We start from the raw sequence: 15,751 nt of genomic DNA, 5'->3' as shown, positions 1-15,751 counted from the left end.
CCTCTAAGGACAAAAAGGGAGGAGACCATGCCAACAGGAGAGAAGACGAATGAAAGACATCGATCATAAGAAGGTCCTGGCCGAGCGCCTCTCGGCGCGATTCGGTCGCCGGGCCGTGCTCAAGGGGATGGGCGCTGGTCTTCTGACCGCGGCAGCGGCCAGCGGCGCGCCGGGCATCGCCCGCGCCCAGCAGAGCGGCCACCTCAAGATCGCGTCGATCAAGGTCATCGATACGCTGGACCCGCACTTCACCGGGTTCCTGTCTGCGATCCAGATCATCAACAACATCCACAACGGCCTGCTCAAGATCGCCTATGACGGCACCAACGTGACCTTCGAGCCCGATCTGGCCGAAACCTGGGATCTCGAGGACGACAAGACCCACGTCTTCAAGCTGCGCGAAGGCGTGATGTTCCACGACGGCACCCCCTGTAACGCGGAAGCTGTGAAGTTCTCGCTGCTGCGCGTCAAGGAAGGCGAGCCCAAGTCGCCGCACGCCTGGAAGCTGGCGCTCCTCGACGAGATCGAAATCGTCGACGACCTGACCTTCAAGCTGCACTTCTCGCAGCCCTACGCCTTCCTGCCCGTCGCCCTGAACGGCTCGACCGGCCGCGCCGGCACCATCGTCAGCCCCGCCGCCGTGCAGAAATACGGCGCGGACTATGGCCGCAACCCGGTCGGCACCGGCCCGTTCAAGTTCGTCTCCTGGCGCGAGAACGATGCCATCGAGCTGGAAGCCAACACCGAGTATTTCGAGGAAGGCCTGCCCAAGCTCGAGCGCGTCACCTTCGTGCTGATGAACGAGGCCTCGACCGCGCTCGCCGCCCTGATGGCCGGCCAGATTGACGGCATGACCGACTGCCCGATGCAGCTGGTGGACCAGGTCGACGCCTTCCCGAACGCCACGCTCTACGGCGAGATCGAGGGCAACTACACCTTCCTCGGCATGAACTGCGCCCGGTCGCCGTTCGACGACATCAACCTGCGCCGCGCCGTGGCCTGGGCCCTGGATCGCGAGACCCTCGTGAAGCAGGCCTATTTCGGCCGCGCCCAGCAGGCCTACACGCCGATCTCCCCGCCGATGACCGACTTCTTCGACCCCAACATCGCGACCTCGGGCCGCGGCCAGTGGTTCGATCTCGAGAAGGCCAAGGAGTTCCGCGCCAAGGCCGCCAACCAGGGCGAGGTTGAGGTGACCTACATGATGGCCGAGCGTGGTCCGGTCGGCACCCGTGTCGCCCAGACCGTGGCACCGATGCTGGCGCAGATCGGCATCAAGGCGAACCTCGAGCTGATCGAGCCCGCCGCCTGGGTCAAGCGCCGCAACGAGGGCGATTTCGACCTCTACGACTTCGAGTGGGTGGCCGACCTCGACCCCGACGAAACGCTCTACCCCGAGTTCCGCTCGGACGGCGCGTGGAACTTCGGCAAGTGGATCAACACCGAGTTCGACGACCTCTGCGCGCAGGCGCAGGTGCTGCTCGAGCCGGAGGCCCGCAAGGAGCTCTACTACAAGGCAGAAGACCTGCTCATGGATGAGGCCGGCATCGCCGTGATGGCGCATATGCCGATCTACAAGGTGTTCTCGAACAAGGTGCAGGGCTTCGAATACATCCCCGCCGACCTCGTGAACCTGCACACGGTGAGCCTCGCCTGATGTGGGGACAGGCACTGGGAAAGATCGCGCAGACGCTTGTCGTGCTGTTCGTCGTCTCGGTGGCCAGCTTCGGACTTCTGAAGCTGGCGCCGGGCGACCCGATCCAGATCATGCTGGGATCGGAGTACTCGCAGGAAGCGTATGAGTCGCTCACCGCCGAGCTGGGGCTGGATCAGCCCTTCCTCGCGCAATATGCCGACTGGGCGGTGAGGTTCGTGCAGGGCGATTGGGGCACGTCCTATGTCGCCCGGACGGATATCTTTACCTATGCCTTCAAGGAGGCGCTGCCCGTCACGCTGACGCTCGCCTCCTTCTCCCTCGCCTTCGCGATCCTGATCGGCGTGCCGCTGGGCGTGCTGTCGGCGGTCAAGAAGGACACCGCGTTCGACGCGGGCGCCGCGGTGCTGGCCCTGACCGGCACCGCCTTCCCTTCCTTCCTGCTCGGCATCCTGCTGATCTGGTTCTTCGCGGTGAAGATGCAGCTCTTCCCGGTGATGGGCTATGTCTCGCCATGGCAGGATTTCTGGGGCGGCATCTATCACATGATCCTGCCCGGACTGACGCTGTCCACCTATTTCATCGCCATGATCACCCGCCTCACCCGCGCCACCCTCATCGAGGTGATGGAGCAACCCTACATCGCCGCCGCCCGCGCGCGCGGCGAACCGTCGTGGCGGGTGATCTGGGTGCATGGCGTGCGCAACATCGCGATGCCGCTTGTCACCATCCTCGGGCTTCAGCTCGGCGTGCTGCTGCAGGGCACGGTGCTGACCGAGACGGTCTTCAACCTGCCGGGCATCGGCCAGATGCTGACCTCCGCCGTTCTGGGCCGGGAATACATGGTCGTGCAGGCCGGCGTGATGATGACCGCCACCCTCTTCATCGGAGTGAACCTCCTCGTGGACCTCTCCTATCCCTTCCTCGATCCGCGGCTGAGGGCACGGAAATGAGCATCCAGACTCCCGAAGCCCCGACCACCCTGCCGCCCGCCGAGCCGCCGAAAAAAGCCAGGACCGGCCGGCGCTCGATCTTCCTGCGGCGCCCGTTCTTCACCATCGCGCTGATCGTGGCCGCGGCCTACGTGCTGGCGGCGACCTTCGCGCCGTTCGTGGCGCCCTATGATCCGGTGATGCAGGACATCAACGCGATGATGCAGGCGCCAAGCGTGGCCCACCCGCTGGGCACCGACAGCTACGGTCAGGACATCCTGAGCCGCGTCATCTACGGCGCCCGCTATGCGCTGATCATCGGCATCTTCTCGGTGCTGATCGGCGCCGCCGGAGGGCTCGTCATCGGGCTGGCCGCCGGCCTCTCCGGCGGCTGGCTGGAATGGGCGCTGATGCGGCTCATCGACTCGATCCTCGCGCTGCCCTCGCTGATCCTCGCGGTGGCCTTCATCGCCATCCTCGGACAGGGCGTCGACAAGGTCGTCGTGGCTGTGGGCCTGTCGATGATCGGCCCCTTCGCCCGCACCGTGCGCGCCGACGTGATGCAGGTGCGCGTGCAGCTCTTCGTCGAGGCGGCGACGCTGATGTCGATCCCCTATCTCAAGGTGATCTGGCGCCACGTGCTGCCCAACGTGATCTTCCCGCTGGCGGTGCAGGTCACCATCCGTATCTCCGAGGCGATCCTCGTCTCCTCTTCGCTCTCCTTCCTCGGCATCGGCGTGACGCCGCCCACCCCCGACTGGGGCCTGATGATCGCCGAGGGCCGCGCCTTCGTCAGCTTCGCCGCGTGGATGTCGGCGATGCCCGGCTTCGCGCTCGCGCTGCTGCTGATCGCCCTGTCGATCGTCGGCGACGGCATCCGCGAGGAGTTCGACCCCAAGCTCCGGAGGGGCGCATGAAGGACATGGCCTCCACCCCGATCCTCAGCCTCCGCGATCTCAGCGTGCATCGCGGCGCCGCCAAGATCCTCGACCGCGTGACCCTGTCGCTGGCCGAGGGCGAGACCCTCGCGCTCGTCGGCGAAAGCGGCGCCGGCAAGTCGACCATCGCCACGGCGCTGATGCGGCTGCTTGATGGCGCCAAGGTCGAGGGCTCGGCCGAGATGGAGGGTGCCGGCGACCTGCTGGCGCTGTCCGAGCGCCAGATGGTCAAGCTGCGCGGCCGCCGGCTGTCGATGATCTTCCAGGATGCCGGCTCGGCGCTGAACCCGTCCTACACCGTGGGCCGGCAGCTGATCACCGTGCTGCGGCGCAATCTCGGGCTGTCGAAAGCCGAGGCGCGGACCCGCGCCGTCGAGCTCTTCACCTCGGTCGGCATCAACGACCCCGAGGGCCGGATGAGCGCCTATCCGCACCAGCTTTCGGGCGGCATGCAGCAGCGCGTGATGGTCGCCATCGCGCTGGCCTGCAATCCCGACCTGCTGCTCGCCGACGAGCCGACCTCGGCGCTCGACGTCACCATCCAGGCGCAGATCGTGCGGCTCATCCTCGCGCAGACCAAGTCGCGCGGGGCGAGCTGCATCTTCGTGCTGCACGATCTGGCACTCGCCAGCCAGTCCTGCGACCGCATCGTGGTGCTCTATGCTGGGCAGGTGGTCGAATCCGGTCCCGCCCGCGACATCCTCGAGCATCACCGCCACCCCTATACCAAGCAGCTCAAGTCCTGCGTGCTCGAGATCGGCACCAAGGAGGTCACCGCGCCCGAGGGCACGGTGCCGCCGCATAGCGAGATGCCCGTGGGCTGCCGCTTCGCCACCCGCTGCCCGCGCGCCCTGCCGCGCTGCGCCGGGGAAGCACCGCCCCTGCAACCGGCACGCGCCGGGGCGGACAGCCCTCTCGATCACCAATTCGCCTGCTGGAACCCGGAATGATCATGTCGCAGATCCAGACCAAGCGCCCCGCAACGGCGCCCAATCCGCCGGTCTTCGAGCTGATCGAGGTCGAGCAGGAATTCTCCGTGCCAAAGCCCGGCCGCAGCCTCTTCAGCCGCGACACCGTGGGGCTCAAGGCGCTCGACGGCGTGCGCCTGAGCATCGCGCAGGGCGCCTCGCTGGCGCTGGTGGGCGAGAGCGGCTCGGGCAAGTCGACGCTCCTGCGGGTGCTTCTCGGCCTCGACGCCCCGAGCGGCGGCCGCGCGCTCTATCGCGGCAAGCCGATCCGCGAGGCCCGCGCCCGTGGCACCGAGTTCGCCCGCGACGTCGCCATGGTCTATCAGGACGCCCGCGGCTCGCTCGACCCGCGGATGACCGTGGGCCAGCTCATCGCCGAGCCGCTGCGCCACTTCAACATCGTGCGCAAGGGCGAGGAAGCCGCCCGCGTGGCGCAGCTCATCGACCGGGTGGGCCTGCCGACCGACGCCGCCAGCCGCTACCCCTCCGGCCTCTCCGGCGGGCAGGTACGCCGCGTCGCCATCGCCCGCGCGCTGGCCTCGGAACCTTCGGTGCTGGTGGCCGACGAGGCCGTGTCCGGCCTCGACGTCTCGACTCAGGCGCAGCTGCTGACGCTGCTGCGCAGCCTGCAGCGCGACATGGGGCTGACGCTGGTCTTCATCACCCACGACCTTGGCGTGGCGAGCTATCTCTGCGAGGAGATCGCCATCATGTATCTGGGCCGGATCGTCGAGACCGGCCCCACGGATGCGGTGCTCGACGCACCCGCGCACCCCTATTCCGCAGCCCTCCGGGCGGCGGCTCCGCGGTTCTTCGAACCGATCCCCGAGCCGCTCCCGGGCGAGATCCCGAGCCCTCTGGATCTGCCCAAGGGCTGCCGTTTCTCCTCGCGCTGCCCGGCAGCGCAGGAGGATTGCCGGCTGCGCGACCCGCAGCTCGGCCAGCAAGGCGCCGGGCGGGCCGTCGCATGTCTTCACCCGCTCACTTCGACGGAGGCTCAGCCCTCCGAAAACCGCTAAGGGCCAAACATCACTCACGGAACCCGAAGCATCAAAAGCAGGACACAAAGACCCATGTTCGACTTCTTCTCCGCCCGGCGTCCCAGCACTCTGGCCTCCGATGCCATGATCGCCACGTCGCACCCGCTGTCGACGGCGGCCGGGCTCGAGATCCTCTCTGCCGGCGGCAATGCCGTCGACGCCGCGATCTGCGCTGTGGCGGTGCAATGCGTGGTCGACCCGCTGATGACCGGCATCGGCGGCGACTGTTTCGCGCTCTACGCGCCCAAGGGCGGCAAGGTGAAGGCGCTGAACGGCTCGGGGCGCGCGGCCAAGGCCGCCACCGTCGAGGCGCTGAAGGCCGCCGGCCTCACCGACGAGATCCCCCAGACCAGCCCGCACGCGGTGACCATCCCCGGCGCGATCTCGGCCTGGTGCCGCCTGCACGAGGATCACGGCTCGCTGCCGCTCGAGCGGCTCTTCGCCCGCGCCATCCACTACGCCGAGAACGGCTACGTCGTGACCCCGCGCGTGGCGATGGACTGGGCCGAGAACGCCGCGCTGGTGGGCAAGGACGAGCACGCCGCCAAGGTCTTCCTGCCGAACGGCGCCGCGCCGAAGGTCGGCGAGAGGCACGCGCAGCCGCTGATCGGCGCACGCCTGCGCGAGATCGCCGAGAAGGGCGCCGCCGGATTCTATGAGGGCGAGACCGCCGCCAAGATGGCCGCACACCTGCAATCGCTCGGCGGTCTGCAGACCGAAGAGGATTTCCACGCCGGCAAGGATGCCGCGATCTGGGTCGACCCGATCTCGACCGAGTTCGGCGGCCATGACATCTACGAGTGCCCGCCCAACGGCCAGGGCCTCGCGGCGCTGCTGATCCTGCGCATCCTGTCGAAATTCGACATGGGCCCGGAGATGTCGGAGGCCGACCGCATCCACATCCATGCCGAGGCCGCCAAGCTCGCCTATCATCACCGCGACGCGCTGATCGGCGATCCGGCCTCCTGCGAGGGCGTGGTCGAGACGCTGCTCTCGGACGAGGTGGTCGACACGCTCGCCGCGCGCATCGACATGACCAAGGCCGGCGCGCCCGCGCTCTGGGACGAGCCCGAGCACAAGGACACGATCTATCTCTGCGTGGTCGATGGCGAGGGCAACGCGCTGTCCTTCATCAACTCGATCTTCCACGGCTTCGGCTCGACCCGGCTCGATCCCGAGACCGGCGTGCTGTTCCACTCGCGCGGCGCCTCGTTCCGACTGATCGAGGGCCATCCCAACGCAATCGCGCCGATGAAGCGCCCGATGCACACCATCATCCCCGGCATGGTCTGCAAGGACGGCGAGGCGGTGATGCCCTTTGGCGTGATGGGCGGCCAGTACCAGGCGGCGGGCCACGGCCAGTTCCTGTCGAACATGTTCGACCTCGGCATGGACCCGCAGGCGGCGATGGACATGCCGCGCAGCTTCGGCTTCGGCGGTGTGCTGCAGCTCGAGCCGGGCGTCTCGGAAGAGGCCCGCGCCGAGCTCGAGGCGCGCGGCCACACGCTTGCCATCCAGACCAGCCCGATCGGCGGCAGCCAGGCGATCATGATCGATCGCAAGGCCGGCACGCTCACCGGCGGCAGCGACACCCGCAAGGACGGCATGGCCCTCGGATTCTGATCCCCGACTGACCGCCATCCCGCGGTCACTTCCCGGGCGTCACTCCTCACGGAGTGGCGCCCTTTTTCATGCCGGGGAGCGCTCAGAGAGCGTTGCGCGGGATGCGCAGCACCTGTCCCGGAAAGATCAGGTCCGGGCTCGCCAACACATGCTGGTTGGCCTCGAAGATCGGCTGGAACGCGTTGTTGCCATAGACCTGCTGCGCGATCTTGATGAGCGTGTCTCCCGGCTCCACCGTGTAGGGCTGCCAGCCGGTATAGCCCGGCAGGATGCGCGGACCGAACAGCACCGGCACCGTGACCGAGGGCCCGTTCTCGTTGCCGGTATCGTCCGCCAGCGTCAGGAACAGCCGGTTGAGCTGGAAGGCGTTGGTCTCGGGGATCTCGAACTGGGCCTGAAACTGCCGCAACCCCAGCGCCCCGACCTGCGTGAAGCCCTCGAACTCGTCATGCCCCTCCGACACGCGGATGGTGAGCGTGCCCTCGAAGGCGGCGGCATTTCCGGCGATGAGGATCGTAGAGCCGACGAGGTCGAACGGCTGAGGCTGCTGGATATCCAGGGTCACTGACACGGTACGTTACCCTCCGCTGAACCGGGGCCGGGGTGGCCCTCGGTATTCGGGAGGATAGCACAGGAGACACAACCATGCGACGAGTCGCGCCGGCAGCGCCCGAAACCGGCGGCTGGAGGCCCGCATAACGCGACCATCGCCAGCCCTTTCACGCCGCCCGACACGCTCAATAGACCGCATTCGCGCCGCTAATCGGGGCCGAGTAGCGGTTTTCGGAGGCCGGACTCCCGCGACCAAACGCTCTTGGCGGACCGTTTCAGGAGCGATCTGCCGCCTGGCGCGCCGCCCTGCCCCCCCTTCCGATCGGGCTTGAAACAGAAGAAACCGAATATTTTCACGAGCGCGCCGCCGCAACGACCCAGCCCCTCGCTCAAAGGCTCGCGACCGTTTCAAACGAGTCCGCGGGCCGTCGCGCAAGCCCTTGTCGGAAAACGCGAACGGTTGCCTCGAACCGCCGCGCCAGAGCGCGCCAAGAGATCTCTGGACCGGCATCTCTGTAGGGCGGACCTCGCCGCATCCGGGACCCGCAAGCAAGCGCCGCGCCAGCCAACATGACCCGTATCAACGACGCGCCGCCACAAGAGCGCATGCTTGCAGGCCAGTTTGGGAGGACGGGCAATGGTCGAGATCTTGGAGGATGGACCGACACATGTCGCCGATGCTTCGGCCCGCGAGGCGCCGGAGCGGGCCGTCGGCGGCGTTGCAGGATCCGGCAGGGATGTCCTCTTCGGCGAAGACCTTCCGGTGCGGGCGCTTTCCCCCCTGACCAGCGAGGCTGCGGCAGTGGGCACGGTTCTGCCCGCAGAGGCCATCGCCCTGACCGCAGACACGGCCCCCGTGCTAAGCACCATCGACTGGGGGACAGAGGTGACCGAAGCCGTCATCGACGTCTATTTCACGCCGGCTGGCAGCTATCCCGATGGCCTTCCGGATTTCGGTCCGTCGCAGGGCTTCACGGCCTATCAGAAGCGCCAGTACTTCTCGGCGCTCGAGCAGATCAGCAAGGTCGCCAACCTCGAGTTCCGCGAAACCACGAATGAAGCGCTGGCCGAGTTCCGCTTCGCGACCTGCGATCTCGATGCCTACAATGCGCTGGCCTTCATGATCCCTCCCGGCGACACCTATTCCGGGCTCGAGGTGACCGATCCCGATTATCTTGGCTGGCTCGATGCCGACAGTCTCAACCCGTTGCTGTCGCGCGGGGGGTACATGTACGCCGCCCTGCTCGAGGAGTTCTGTCACGGGCTCGGACTTGCCCATCCGCACGACACCGGCGGAAGCTCGACAATCCTCGAAGGCGTCATTTCCGCCCGCGGCTCCTATGGCGTGGGAGCGCTGAACCAGGGCGTCTACACCGTGATGGGCTATAACGAAGGCTGGCCGGGCGGCCCCTATGGGGCGGCCTATTATGACGGCTACTGGACCTACGTGAACGACTTCGGTTACGAGGCCGGCCCGATGGCCCTCGATATCGCGGTCCTGCAGCAGAAATACGGGGCAAATCTCGATTGGGCCGTCGGCGACACCCTCTACCGCCTGCCGGAGGCAAATGGCCTCGGGACATTCTACGAATGCATCTGGGATGCCGGCGGCAGCGACACGATCCAGGCCGCGGCCTCCGGAGACGCGCTGATCGATCTGCGGCCGGCAACCCTGCGCGCCGAGCAGGGTGGTGGCGGCTTCCTGTCCTACATGAGTGACGTCCGTGGCGGCTTCACGATCGCCGCGGGCGTGGTGATCGAGACCGCCCTTGGCGACGCCGGAAACGACATCTTGATCGGCAACGCGGCCGCGAACACGCTGAGCGGTCAGGCCGGAACCGACCGGATCTGGGGAGGCCCGGGACAGGACAGCCTCTCAGGTGGTGCAGGGCCGGATCTGCTTTTTGGGGAAACCCTCGATGACGCCTTCGATCCGGCCTCCGGTCAGATCGTCCGCCTCTACAAGGCGACACTGGCACGCTGGCCCGACGCCACCGGCCAGCTGAACTGGACGGAGCGGCTGCTTGACGGCACGCCGCTCGTGCAGGTCATCGCCGGCTTCGTGGGCTCGCGCGAGTTCCAGACGCTCTACGGCGAGACCTCCGACACCGAGTTCGTGACGCTGCTTTACGAGAACGCACTGGGCCGCGAACCCGATGCGACCAGCCTCGCAGGCTGGACCGCACAGCTTGCGGACGGCACCTCTCGTGAAGAGGTGGTCTATGGGATTTCGGAAAGCGCCGAGTTCAAGGCCAAGACCGCTGCAGCGGAGGCAAGCGTCTCCCGTGCCGCCATCCAGCAGGGTTGGGCCGATGATGTCTTCCGGCTCTATCAGACGACGCTTGACCGCGTGCCGGATAGCGCCGGGCTGGAAACATGGGCCGCGCGGCTGGCGCAGGGCACGGCATTTCTCGACGTGGTCGCCGGCTTCACCGGCTCCCGCGAGTTCCAGACCCGCTATGGCGCACTCGGGGATTCCGCCTTCGTGACGCTGCTCTACAACAACGCCCTCGACCGGGAGCCCGAGGCGGCGGGCCTGCAGAGCTGGACCGCGAAGCTCGCGGCCGGGGTGTCCCGCGAGGAGGTTGTGCGCGGGATCTCGCAGAGCCCCGAGTTCCAGCAGGCGGCCTCCGCCCCTCTCGAGGCCTGGATGGCGCATCTCGGGCTGGACGATCTCCTCGATGGCGGCGCTGGTGACGACCTGCTTTTCGGCGGGCTCTACGCGGACAGCTTCCGCTTTCGACACGCCGACGGGGGCCACGACGTGATCGCCGACCTCGAGCCGTGGGACCGGATCGAGCTCGACGGATTCGGCTTTGCCACCGCCGCCGACGCTGCTGCGGCCTTCGTGCAGGACGGTGCCGATCTCGTGCTCGCCTACGACACCGGCGAGATCAGGCTCTTCGACATGCAGGCAGGCGAGCTTGGCGCCGACGCTTTGCTGCTGATCTGAACCGACAGAAGGCTGGGGCGATTCCCGGCGACGGGGCGACGGAGGCCCCGATGCCGCCTCGGTCCGACCCTCATCGGCGACTGCCGGGCAACAAACGCGGTGCATCGGTCGTCGAGACGCCCTTCTGGACGCAAGGTCGCCAAGGCGTGATCCCGCCCCATCCGCTGCAAGGCATCAGCCCGTCTGGCGACAGCAGGGACCGGCCATCGTTCAAGGACGGAGCGATCCCGTCCGGCGGCTCAGCGGGTGGCGTGCGACGCAGGCCGCAAGCCAGGCTTTCGCGATACCAACCGGTTGCAGGGATACGTTGGTGCGGGTGGAGGGACTTGAACCCCCACGCCTTGCGGCGCCAGAACCTAAATCTGGTGCGTCTACCAATTTCGCCACACCCGCTTAACGCCGCGCTGTCCTAACAAAGCCACGCTGCCAAGGCGAGTGGAAAATGCGGCGCGGAAAAGCCGCGACATTTACCGAATCTTGCCATACTCTGCCCGACAATAACGAGGCAGACACAGCAGGATTGCGCCCATGGAACCGAAAACGGTCCGGCGCGATGGCACGACCGGGGGCGCAATCGTCCCTGCACGGCATATCGTGGCGTCGCAGACATTCAACGCACTGGTTGCGGGCACGGTGGTGCTCACGCTCGATGGCGCGATACCGGTCGAGTATCTCTCTCCCGGCGATCGGGTCATCACCCGCGACAGCGGCACTGCCACCCTCACCGCCATTCACCGCCGCCGCGAGCGGGTGAAGCTAGTGGCGATCCGCGCCGGCACGCTGGGCAATTCCCGCCCCGACAGCGATGCGGTGCTGCCCGCCACGCAGGAAATCCTGGTGCGCGACTGGCGGGCCAAGGCCCTCTTCGGCGCGGAACGCGCGCTGGTCCCGGCGGAACGGCTGGCCGATGGCGAATTCATCCGGGTGATCGGCACGCGCGAGGTCGCTCTGATCGAGCTTTGCTTCGACGCACCACACATCCTCTATGGCGACGGGCTGGAACTGGCCTGCGCGGTGACCGAACCGGTCAGCGCCTGACAGCCGCTTTCCCCGGGCGAACCGGCTCCGCCGGAGCGCGTCTGCCCCCTGCATGCACCGCTTTCACGGCAGCGCCGGAGGCAGGCGGCTGACGGTGCAGGCGCACCGCCTTGCGGCACGCCCTCTCTCCGTCTGGGGTACTCAGCCCTGCGGCGTCATGTTCGGCCGGGCGCGGTTGCGCTGCAGTCCGAGATAGCGCTCGCGCAGGATGATCGCCACGCCCGAGGCGATCACCACTGCCGAGCCCAGCAGCATCAGCGGGGTCGGCACCTCGGCGAAGACCAGATAGCCGATCAGGATCGCGAACAGGATCGAAGCATAGTCGAACGGCGCCAGCAGCCCCGCCTCGGCGCCGCGATAGGCCGAAGTGATGCAGATCTGCGCCACGCCTCCGATCAGCCCCGCGGCGATCAGCATTACCGTCTCGGGCCCGGTGGGCACCACCCAGCCGAAGGGAATGGTCAGCAGCGACAGGACCGTCGATGTCATGGTGAAGTAGAACACGATGGCCGAGGTCTGCTCGGTCTGCACCATGCGCCGGATGTGGATCTGCACCAGCGCCCGCAGCACCGCCGAAGCCATGACGAAGCCGATGCCCAGCAGCACCGTGTCGTTCATCTCGGATACGGTCAGCAGCGGCCACATCACCAGCCCGACGCCGAAGACCCCCATCGCCACCGCAGACAGCCGGAACAGCCGCACCTGCTCGCCCAGCAGCACCGCGCCGAAGATCACCGTCAGCAGCGGCGCGGCATAGCCCAGTGCAGTCACCTCGGGCAGTGGCAGCAGGGTCAGCGCCGCGAAGTTGAACCCCATGGCCGAGACCCCGACAATGCCACGCAGCACGTGCAGCGAGGGCTTGCGGGCGCGCAGCCCGGTGGCGAGGTCGCCGCGCCAGATCAGCCAGCCGATGATCACCGGAAGGGCAAAGAAAGAGCGGAAGAACACCGCCTCCCCGGTGGGAACGTTCGCGGACGCCTTGATCAGCGAGGACATGATCACGAACAGGATGACCGAGGTGATTTTCAGCGCAATGCCGCGCAGCGGTGTCATGTGGGCTCCGATGGTATACCAGTCACGCCACTGTGACCGTTCCCACGACTGCATGCAATGAGTCGCCGGCGCAAAGCCGCTATTCGTGTGCGAACGGTCGGCTACATCGTCTCGATGCAGTGCCGCCGGAAGGCGCGCTTGAGCATGTCGAGCTCGGCCCGCAGCAGCGAGACCTCGGCGCGCAGATCGTCGCCCAGCGCCTCTCCGGCGATCAGGGTGAAGCTGCCCAGCACCTCGTCGCTGGCGGCCTCGCGGATCGCGAAGGTCTGCACCCCGTCGCAAATCGCCTCCACCGGCACCGGCACCTCAAGCGCCCAGCGCCCGGCCTCGGTGGTTTCGGTCACGGTGACGCCGCGCACCGGGCGGCCTTCGAAATCGACGGTGATCTCGGGCGTCGGCGCATCAGAGGCCCCGGCGGCCAGAAGCCCTTCCCAGACCCCTTCCTTGAACCGTGTCTTGGTCAGCGTATAGGCGCTCATCGCGTGTCTCCGTTACATCTCGGCCCGCGGGCGACGGCTGAAGGTGAGATCCCGCAGCACCACCTGGTTCATCTCCGGCCCCTCGAAGATCAGGTCGAGCCACATCCGGTCGACCCGCTTCTCGTTGAGCTTGGTATAGGCCAGGTCGAACTCGACCCGGATCTCCTGCTCGTGCAGCGGCAGCTCGCGCACGATCTGCTCGGTGTTGGGGCCGTGGCGGATGTTGAGCCGGGCGAAGATCTCGAGCGGCTTCTCCATCTCGACGATGGTGTCGATGCGGATCAGATGCTTGCGCTTGAGCCCGTCGCAGCTTTGCTCGGGCAGGTCGATGGCAAGCGACAGGTAGGAGCCGTCGAACTTGAACACGTCGAGCCGCAAGCCGTAGGCCGCGAGGTCCGCCTCGCGGGTGTTGCGCAGCTGGCGCAGGGTGATCTCGGAATGGGCGCAGTCGTGGAACAACGTCACCTCGCGACCGAGCCGCGACTGCGACTGCACCGAGGACATCCCCGCCACCGCGAGCGGCCCGCACCAGAGCTCGGGGCGCCAGGCCCAGTCGGCATCGTGCGGGCGCGGAAACGACTGGTTGCCAAGCACCGGAAGGGCAAGCCGCCCGTCCGCCACCTGGATCAGCCGGTCGAGCCGGTCCTTGAGGCGCCGCGCGGCGGAGCGCTGGCGGCGCAGCTGGCGCAGATCGGCGGTCTCGGCCATGCGCGCCGCCTCGGTCCAGCGCCGCAGCACCAGCGCCGAGAACGCCCGGTTCATCCACCCCTCGCCGATGCCCGCCATATGCCTCGCCCGTTGCCTCTTGTGTCCCGGCCACTCTGACTGCGGTGGCCCTTGGAACAGTTATGGCAAATCCTTTGCATCGAATAAACGGCCAAATCCCCGGCGGGACCGGCAGCGGTCAGCCGGGCGCCGCGGCGCTGCTCACCGACGCGAGCTCCGGGCTCAGCCGCATGATCTGGCGATGCACCCGGCTCAGCATGGCCGCACCGTCGCGCCCGACAAAGCGGCTGCCTTCGGGCGCGTAAAGCGCCAGCCCGACGAGGTGCCCGTTCTCGACAAAGGCCCCGCGCCAGTAGCGCGGATCGCCGTCGTCGAGCACCTCTGCGCCGCCGCCACCCAGAAGCGCCGTGGTCAGACCGTCGCGCGCGCTGCCCGAGACCAGTGGCTGGCCGGCCTCGGCGGCGAGCGACTCGGGCGCGGGGATCGCCGGGCTCGCCTGGCGCGGGCCGACGGTGACGGTCACCATCATCGGTTCGACAAAGAAGCCGGTCTCGCCGCCCGACAGGATGTTGCACGAGGCGAGCACCGCGAAGCTCCGCGTCGCGCCCCGGCCCAGCGTCACGGGATCGACGCAATAGCCATCCGGTCCCGCCACCACGACCTCGCCCCCGGCGAGCGCGGCGCTGGCGAGCGGCGCGCTGCCCGACGTCGGCACGCAGGCGGCCAGCAGCATAAGCCCGGCCACCCCGGCGAGAGCCATGTTCCACCCCATCGGCAACCGCTCCTCTTCGGTGTTTGACAGGATCGGGATAGCGAAGCACTTGCGTTGAAACAAGAAATGATTGCCGCATGCGGTCTGGACCGTTGTCGGCGCAAGACCGCCGCGCTTGCCGCAGGCTGTTTCGGACCCTATCTCCGATCCACCGAAGGAGCGCGCCCCGCCCTCCGATCCCTGCCGGACCCGTCGCCATGTCCTACCGTCCGTTCCTGCTGATGACCGGCAGCGCCCGCCGCACCGAGCTCTGGCGGCTGGTCATCGGGCTGTGCCTGATCGTGCTGGTGGCCTTCGCGCTGCCGCAGGGGATCTTCGCGGTGATCTCAGTGCTGGTCCCGGCCGAGACCTCGCGGGCCTTCCTGATCGGGCTTCAGGACGGCAACACACCCGCAACGTTGCTGGTGCTGCTGCTTGCGATGGGCGCGCTGGGGATCGGCACCATCGCCGCCACCCACCTCATCCACCACCGCCGCGCCCGCAGCCTCCTTGGCCCGCTGCCGATGGCGGTTCGGCAATTCGTCCGGGTGTTCCTCGCAGTGGGTCTGCTCTACATGGTGATCGGCGCGCTGCCGCCGTGGGACATGGCCCAGGACCTGCAACCCGGGCTGCCCTTCGGCCACTGGCTGGTGCTGCTGCCGCTCACCCTGACGGCGCTTCTGGTTCAGACCGGCAGCGAAGAGCTGCTGTTCCGCGGCTACCTGCAATCGCAGCTCGCCGCCCGGCTGCCCTATCCTGCGGTCTGGCTGATCGTACCCTCGGCGCTCTTCGCCCTCGGGCACTGGACGCCGGCCACCTATGGCGGCAACGCCTGGCTGGTGATGGCCTGGGCCTTTGTTTTCGGCCTCGCCGCCGCCGACCTCACTGCGCGGGCCGGCACGCTGGGGCCGGCGATCGCGCTGCCCATGCTCACCCACCTCGTGGCCATCGGGGTGAGCTAGCAGCTGGTCACTATGTCGGGGCTGGGGCTCTATCCCCTGCCCTTCGGTGCCGGCGACGAAGCGGCGATCCGCGCGCTGCTGC

The 15,751-nt window shown here is 67.7% G+C and carries 14 protein-coding genes and 1 tRNA gene; 9 read left to right on the top strand and 6 right to left on the bottom strand.

What is annotated here, in order from left to right; genetic code table 11:
- Positions 1-49: 49 nt before the first annotated feature.
- From AC6RA4_RS06050 to AC6RA4_RS06025, 6 genes are read left to right on the top strand one after another with little or no spacing between them, the layout of a single operon-like run.
- On the top strand, positions 50-1,657 hold the full coding sequence (locus tag AC6RA4_RS06050; RefSeq protein WP_500158400.1) for an ABC transporter substrate-binding protein: 1,608 nt from the start codon (positions 50-52) through the stop codon (positions 1,655-1,657).
- Positions 1,657-2,607 carry an ABC transporter permease gene (locus AC6RA4_RS06045; RefSeq protein ID WP_222603388.1) on the top strand — a complete coding sequence of 317 codons (951 nt, stop codon included), beginning with the start codon at positions 1,657-1,659 and terminating at the stop codon, positions 2,605-2,607. The genes AC6RA4_RS06050 and AC6RA4_RS06045 overlap by 1 nt, the downstream gene beginning before the upstream one ends.
- On the top strand, positions 2,604-3,503 hold the full coding sequence (locus AC6RA4_RS06040) for an ABC transporter permease (protein ID WP_500158397.1): 900 nt from the start codon (positions 2,604-2,606) through the stop codon (positions 3,501-3,503). Before AC6RA4_RS06045 ends, AC6RA4_RS06040 begins: the two co-directional genes overlap by 4 nt.
- A complete protein-coding gene (locus tag AC6RA4_RS06035) occupies positions 3,500-4,474 on the top strand; it encodes an ABC transporter ATP-binding protein (protein ID WP_500158395.1) in 975 nt (324 codons plus the stop codon). The genes AC6RA4_RS06040 and AC6RA4_RS06035 overlap by 4 nt, the downstream gene beginning before the upstream one ends.
- A complete protein-coding gene (locus AC6RA4_RS06030; RefSeq protein ID WP_500158393.1) occupies positions 4,471-5,511 on the top strand; it encodes an oligopeptide/dipeptide ABC transporter ATP-binding protein in 1,041 nt (346 codons plus the stop codon). Before AC6RA4_RS06035 ends, AC6RA4_RS06030 begins: the two co-directional genes overlap by 4 nt.
- Before the next feature lie 54 nt (positions 5,512-5,565).
- Positions 5,566-7,155, top strand: coding sequence for a gamma-glutamyltransferase family protein (locus tag AC6RA4_RS06025; protein WP_500158391.1), 1,590 nt, complete (start codon positions 5,566-5,568; stop codon positions 7,153-7,155).
- Between the two features lie 82 nt (positions 7,156-7,237).
- On the opposite strand, the gene AC6RA4_RS06020 is transcribed toward AC6RA4_RS06025, so the two are convergent.
- Positions 7,238-7,726, bottom strand: a complete 489-nt coding sequence (locus AC6RA4_RS06020) for a LysM peptidoglycan-binding domain-containing protein (protein ID WP_500158389.1) — start codon at positions 7,724-7,726, stop codon at positions 7,238-7,240.
- A gap of 618 nt (positions 7,727-8,344) precedes the next feature.
- On the opposite strand from AC6RA4_RS06020, the gene AC6RA4_RS06015 reads away from it, so the two are divergent.
- The gene (locus tag AC6RA4_RS06015) at positions 8,345-10,660 is read left to right on the top strand and encodes a DUF4214 domain-containing protein (protein ID WP_500158387.1); all 2,316 of its coding nucleotides are present in this window, start codon (positions 8,345-8,347) and stop codon (positions 10,658-10,660) included.
- A 308-nt stretch (positions 10,661-10,968) separates the two neighbouring features.
- Here the strand turns inward: AC6RA4_RS06015 and AC6RA4_RS06010 are convergent.
- Positions 10,969-11,053 (bottom strand) — tRNA-Leu (locus AC6RA4_RS06010).
- Between the two features lie 135 nt (positions 11,054-11,188).
- On the opposite strand from AC6RA4_RS06010, the gene AC6RA4_RS06005 reads away from it, so the two are divergent.
- The gene (locus tag AC6RA4_RS06005) at positions 11,189-11,698 is read left to right on the top strand and encodes a Hint domain-containing protein (RefSeq protein WP_500158385.1); all 510 of its coding nucleotides are present in this window, start codon (positions 11,189-11,191) and stop codon (positions 11,696-11,698) included.
- A gap of 141 nt (positions 11,699-11,839) precedes the next feature.
- Here the strand turns inward: AC6RA4_RS06005 and AC6RA4_RS06000 are convergent, their stop codons facing one another.
- The 4 genes from AC6RA4_RS06000 to AC6RA4_RS05985 form a co-directional block, all read right to left on the bottom strand.
- Positions 11,840-12,751 carry a DMT family transporter gene (locus AC6RA4_RS06000; protein WP_500158383.1) on the bottom strand — a complete coding sequence of 304 codons (912 nt, stop codon included), beginning with the start codon at positions 12,749-12,751 and terminating at the stop codon, positions 11,840-11,842.
- 101 nt (positions 12,752-12,852) lie between these two features.
- Entirely contained in the window at positions 12,853-13,230 is a 378-nt protein-coding gene (locus tag AC6RA4_RS05995; protein ID WP_500158381.1) for a hypothetical protein, read from the bottom strand.
- A 12-nt stretch (positions 13,231-13,242) separates the two neighbouring features.
- Complete coding sequence (locus AC6RA4_RS05990) at positions 13,243-14,016, bottom strand: DUF6478 family protein (RefSeq protein WP_500158379.1); 774 nt, start codon at positions 14,014-14,016, stop codon at positions 13,243-13,245.
- A gap of 118 nt (positions 14,017-14,134) precedes the next feature.
- Positions 14,135-14,728 (bottom strand): dihydroxy-acid dehydratase, encoded by a 594-nt coding sequence (locus tag AC6RA4_RS05985; protein WP_500158377.1) that lies wholly within the window; start codon positions 14,726-14,728, stop codon positions 14,135-14,137.
- A 197-nt stretch (positions 14,729-14,925) separates the two neighbouring features.
- Here AC6RA4_RS05985 and AC6RA4_RS05980 point away from each other — a divergent pair, with 197 nt between their 5' ends.
- Positions 14,926-15,669 (top strand): CPBP family intramembrane glutamic endopeptidase, encoded by a 744-nt coding sequence (locus AC6RA4_RS05980; RefSeq protein ID WP_500158375.1) that lies wholly within the window; start codon positions 14,926-14,928, stop codon positions 15,667-15,669.
- Positions 15,670-15,751 lie beyond the last annotated feature (82 nt).

It is taken from the genome of Salipiger sp. (assembly GCF_059781815.1).
The sequence above is the reverse complement of the archived record's forward strand: the minus strand, read 5'-3'. Positions and strand labels throughout refer to the sequence as shown.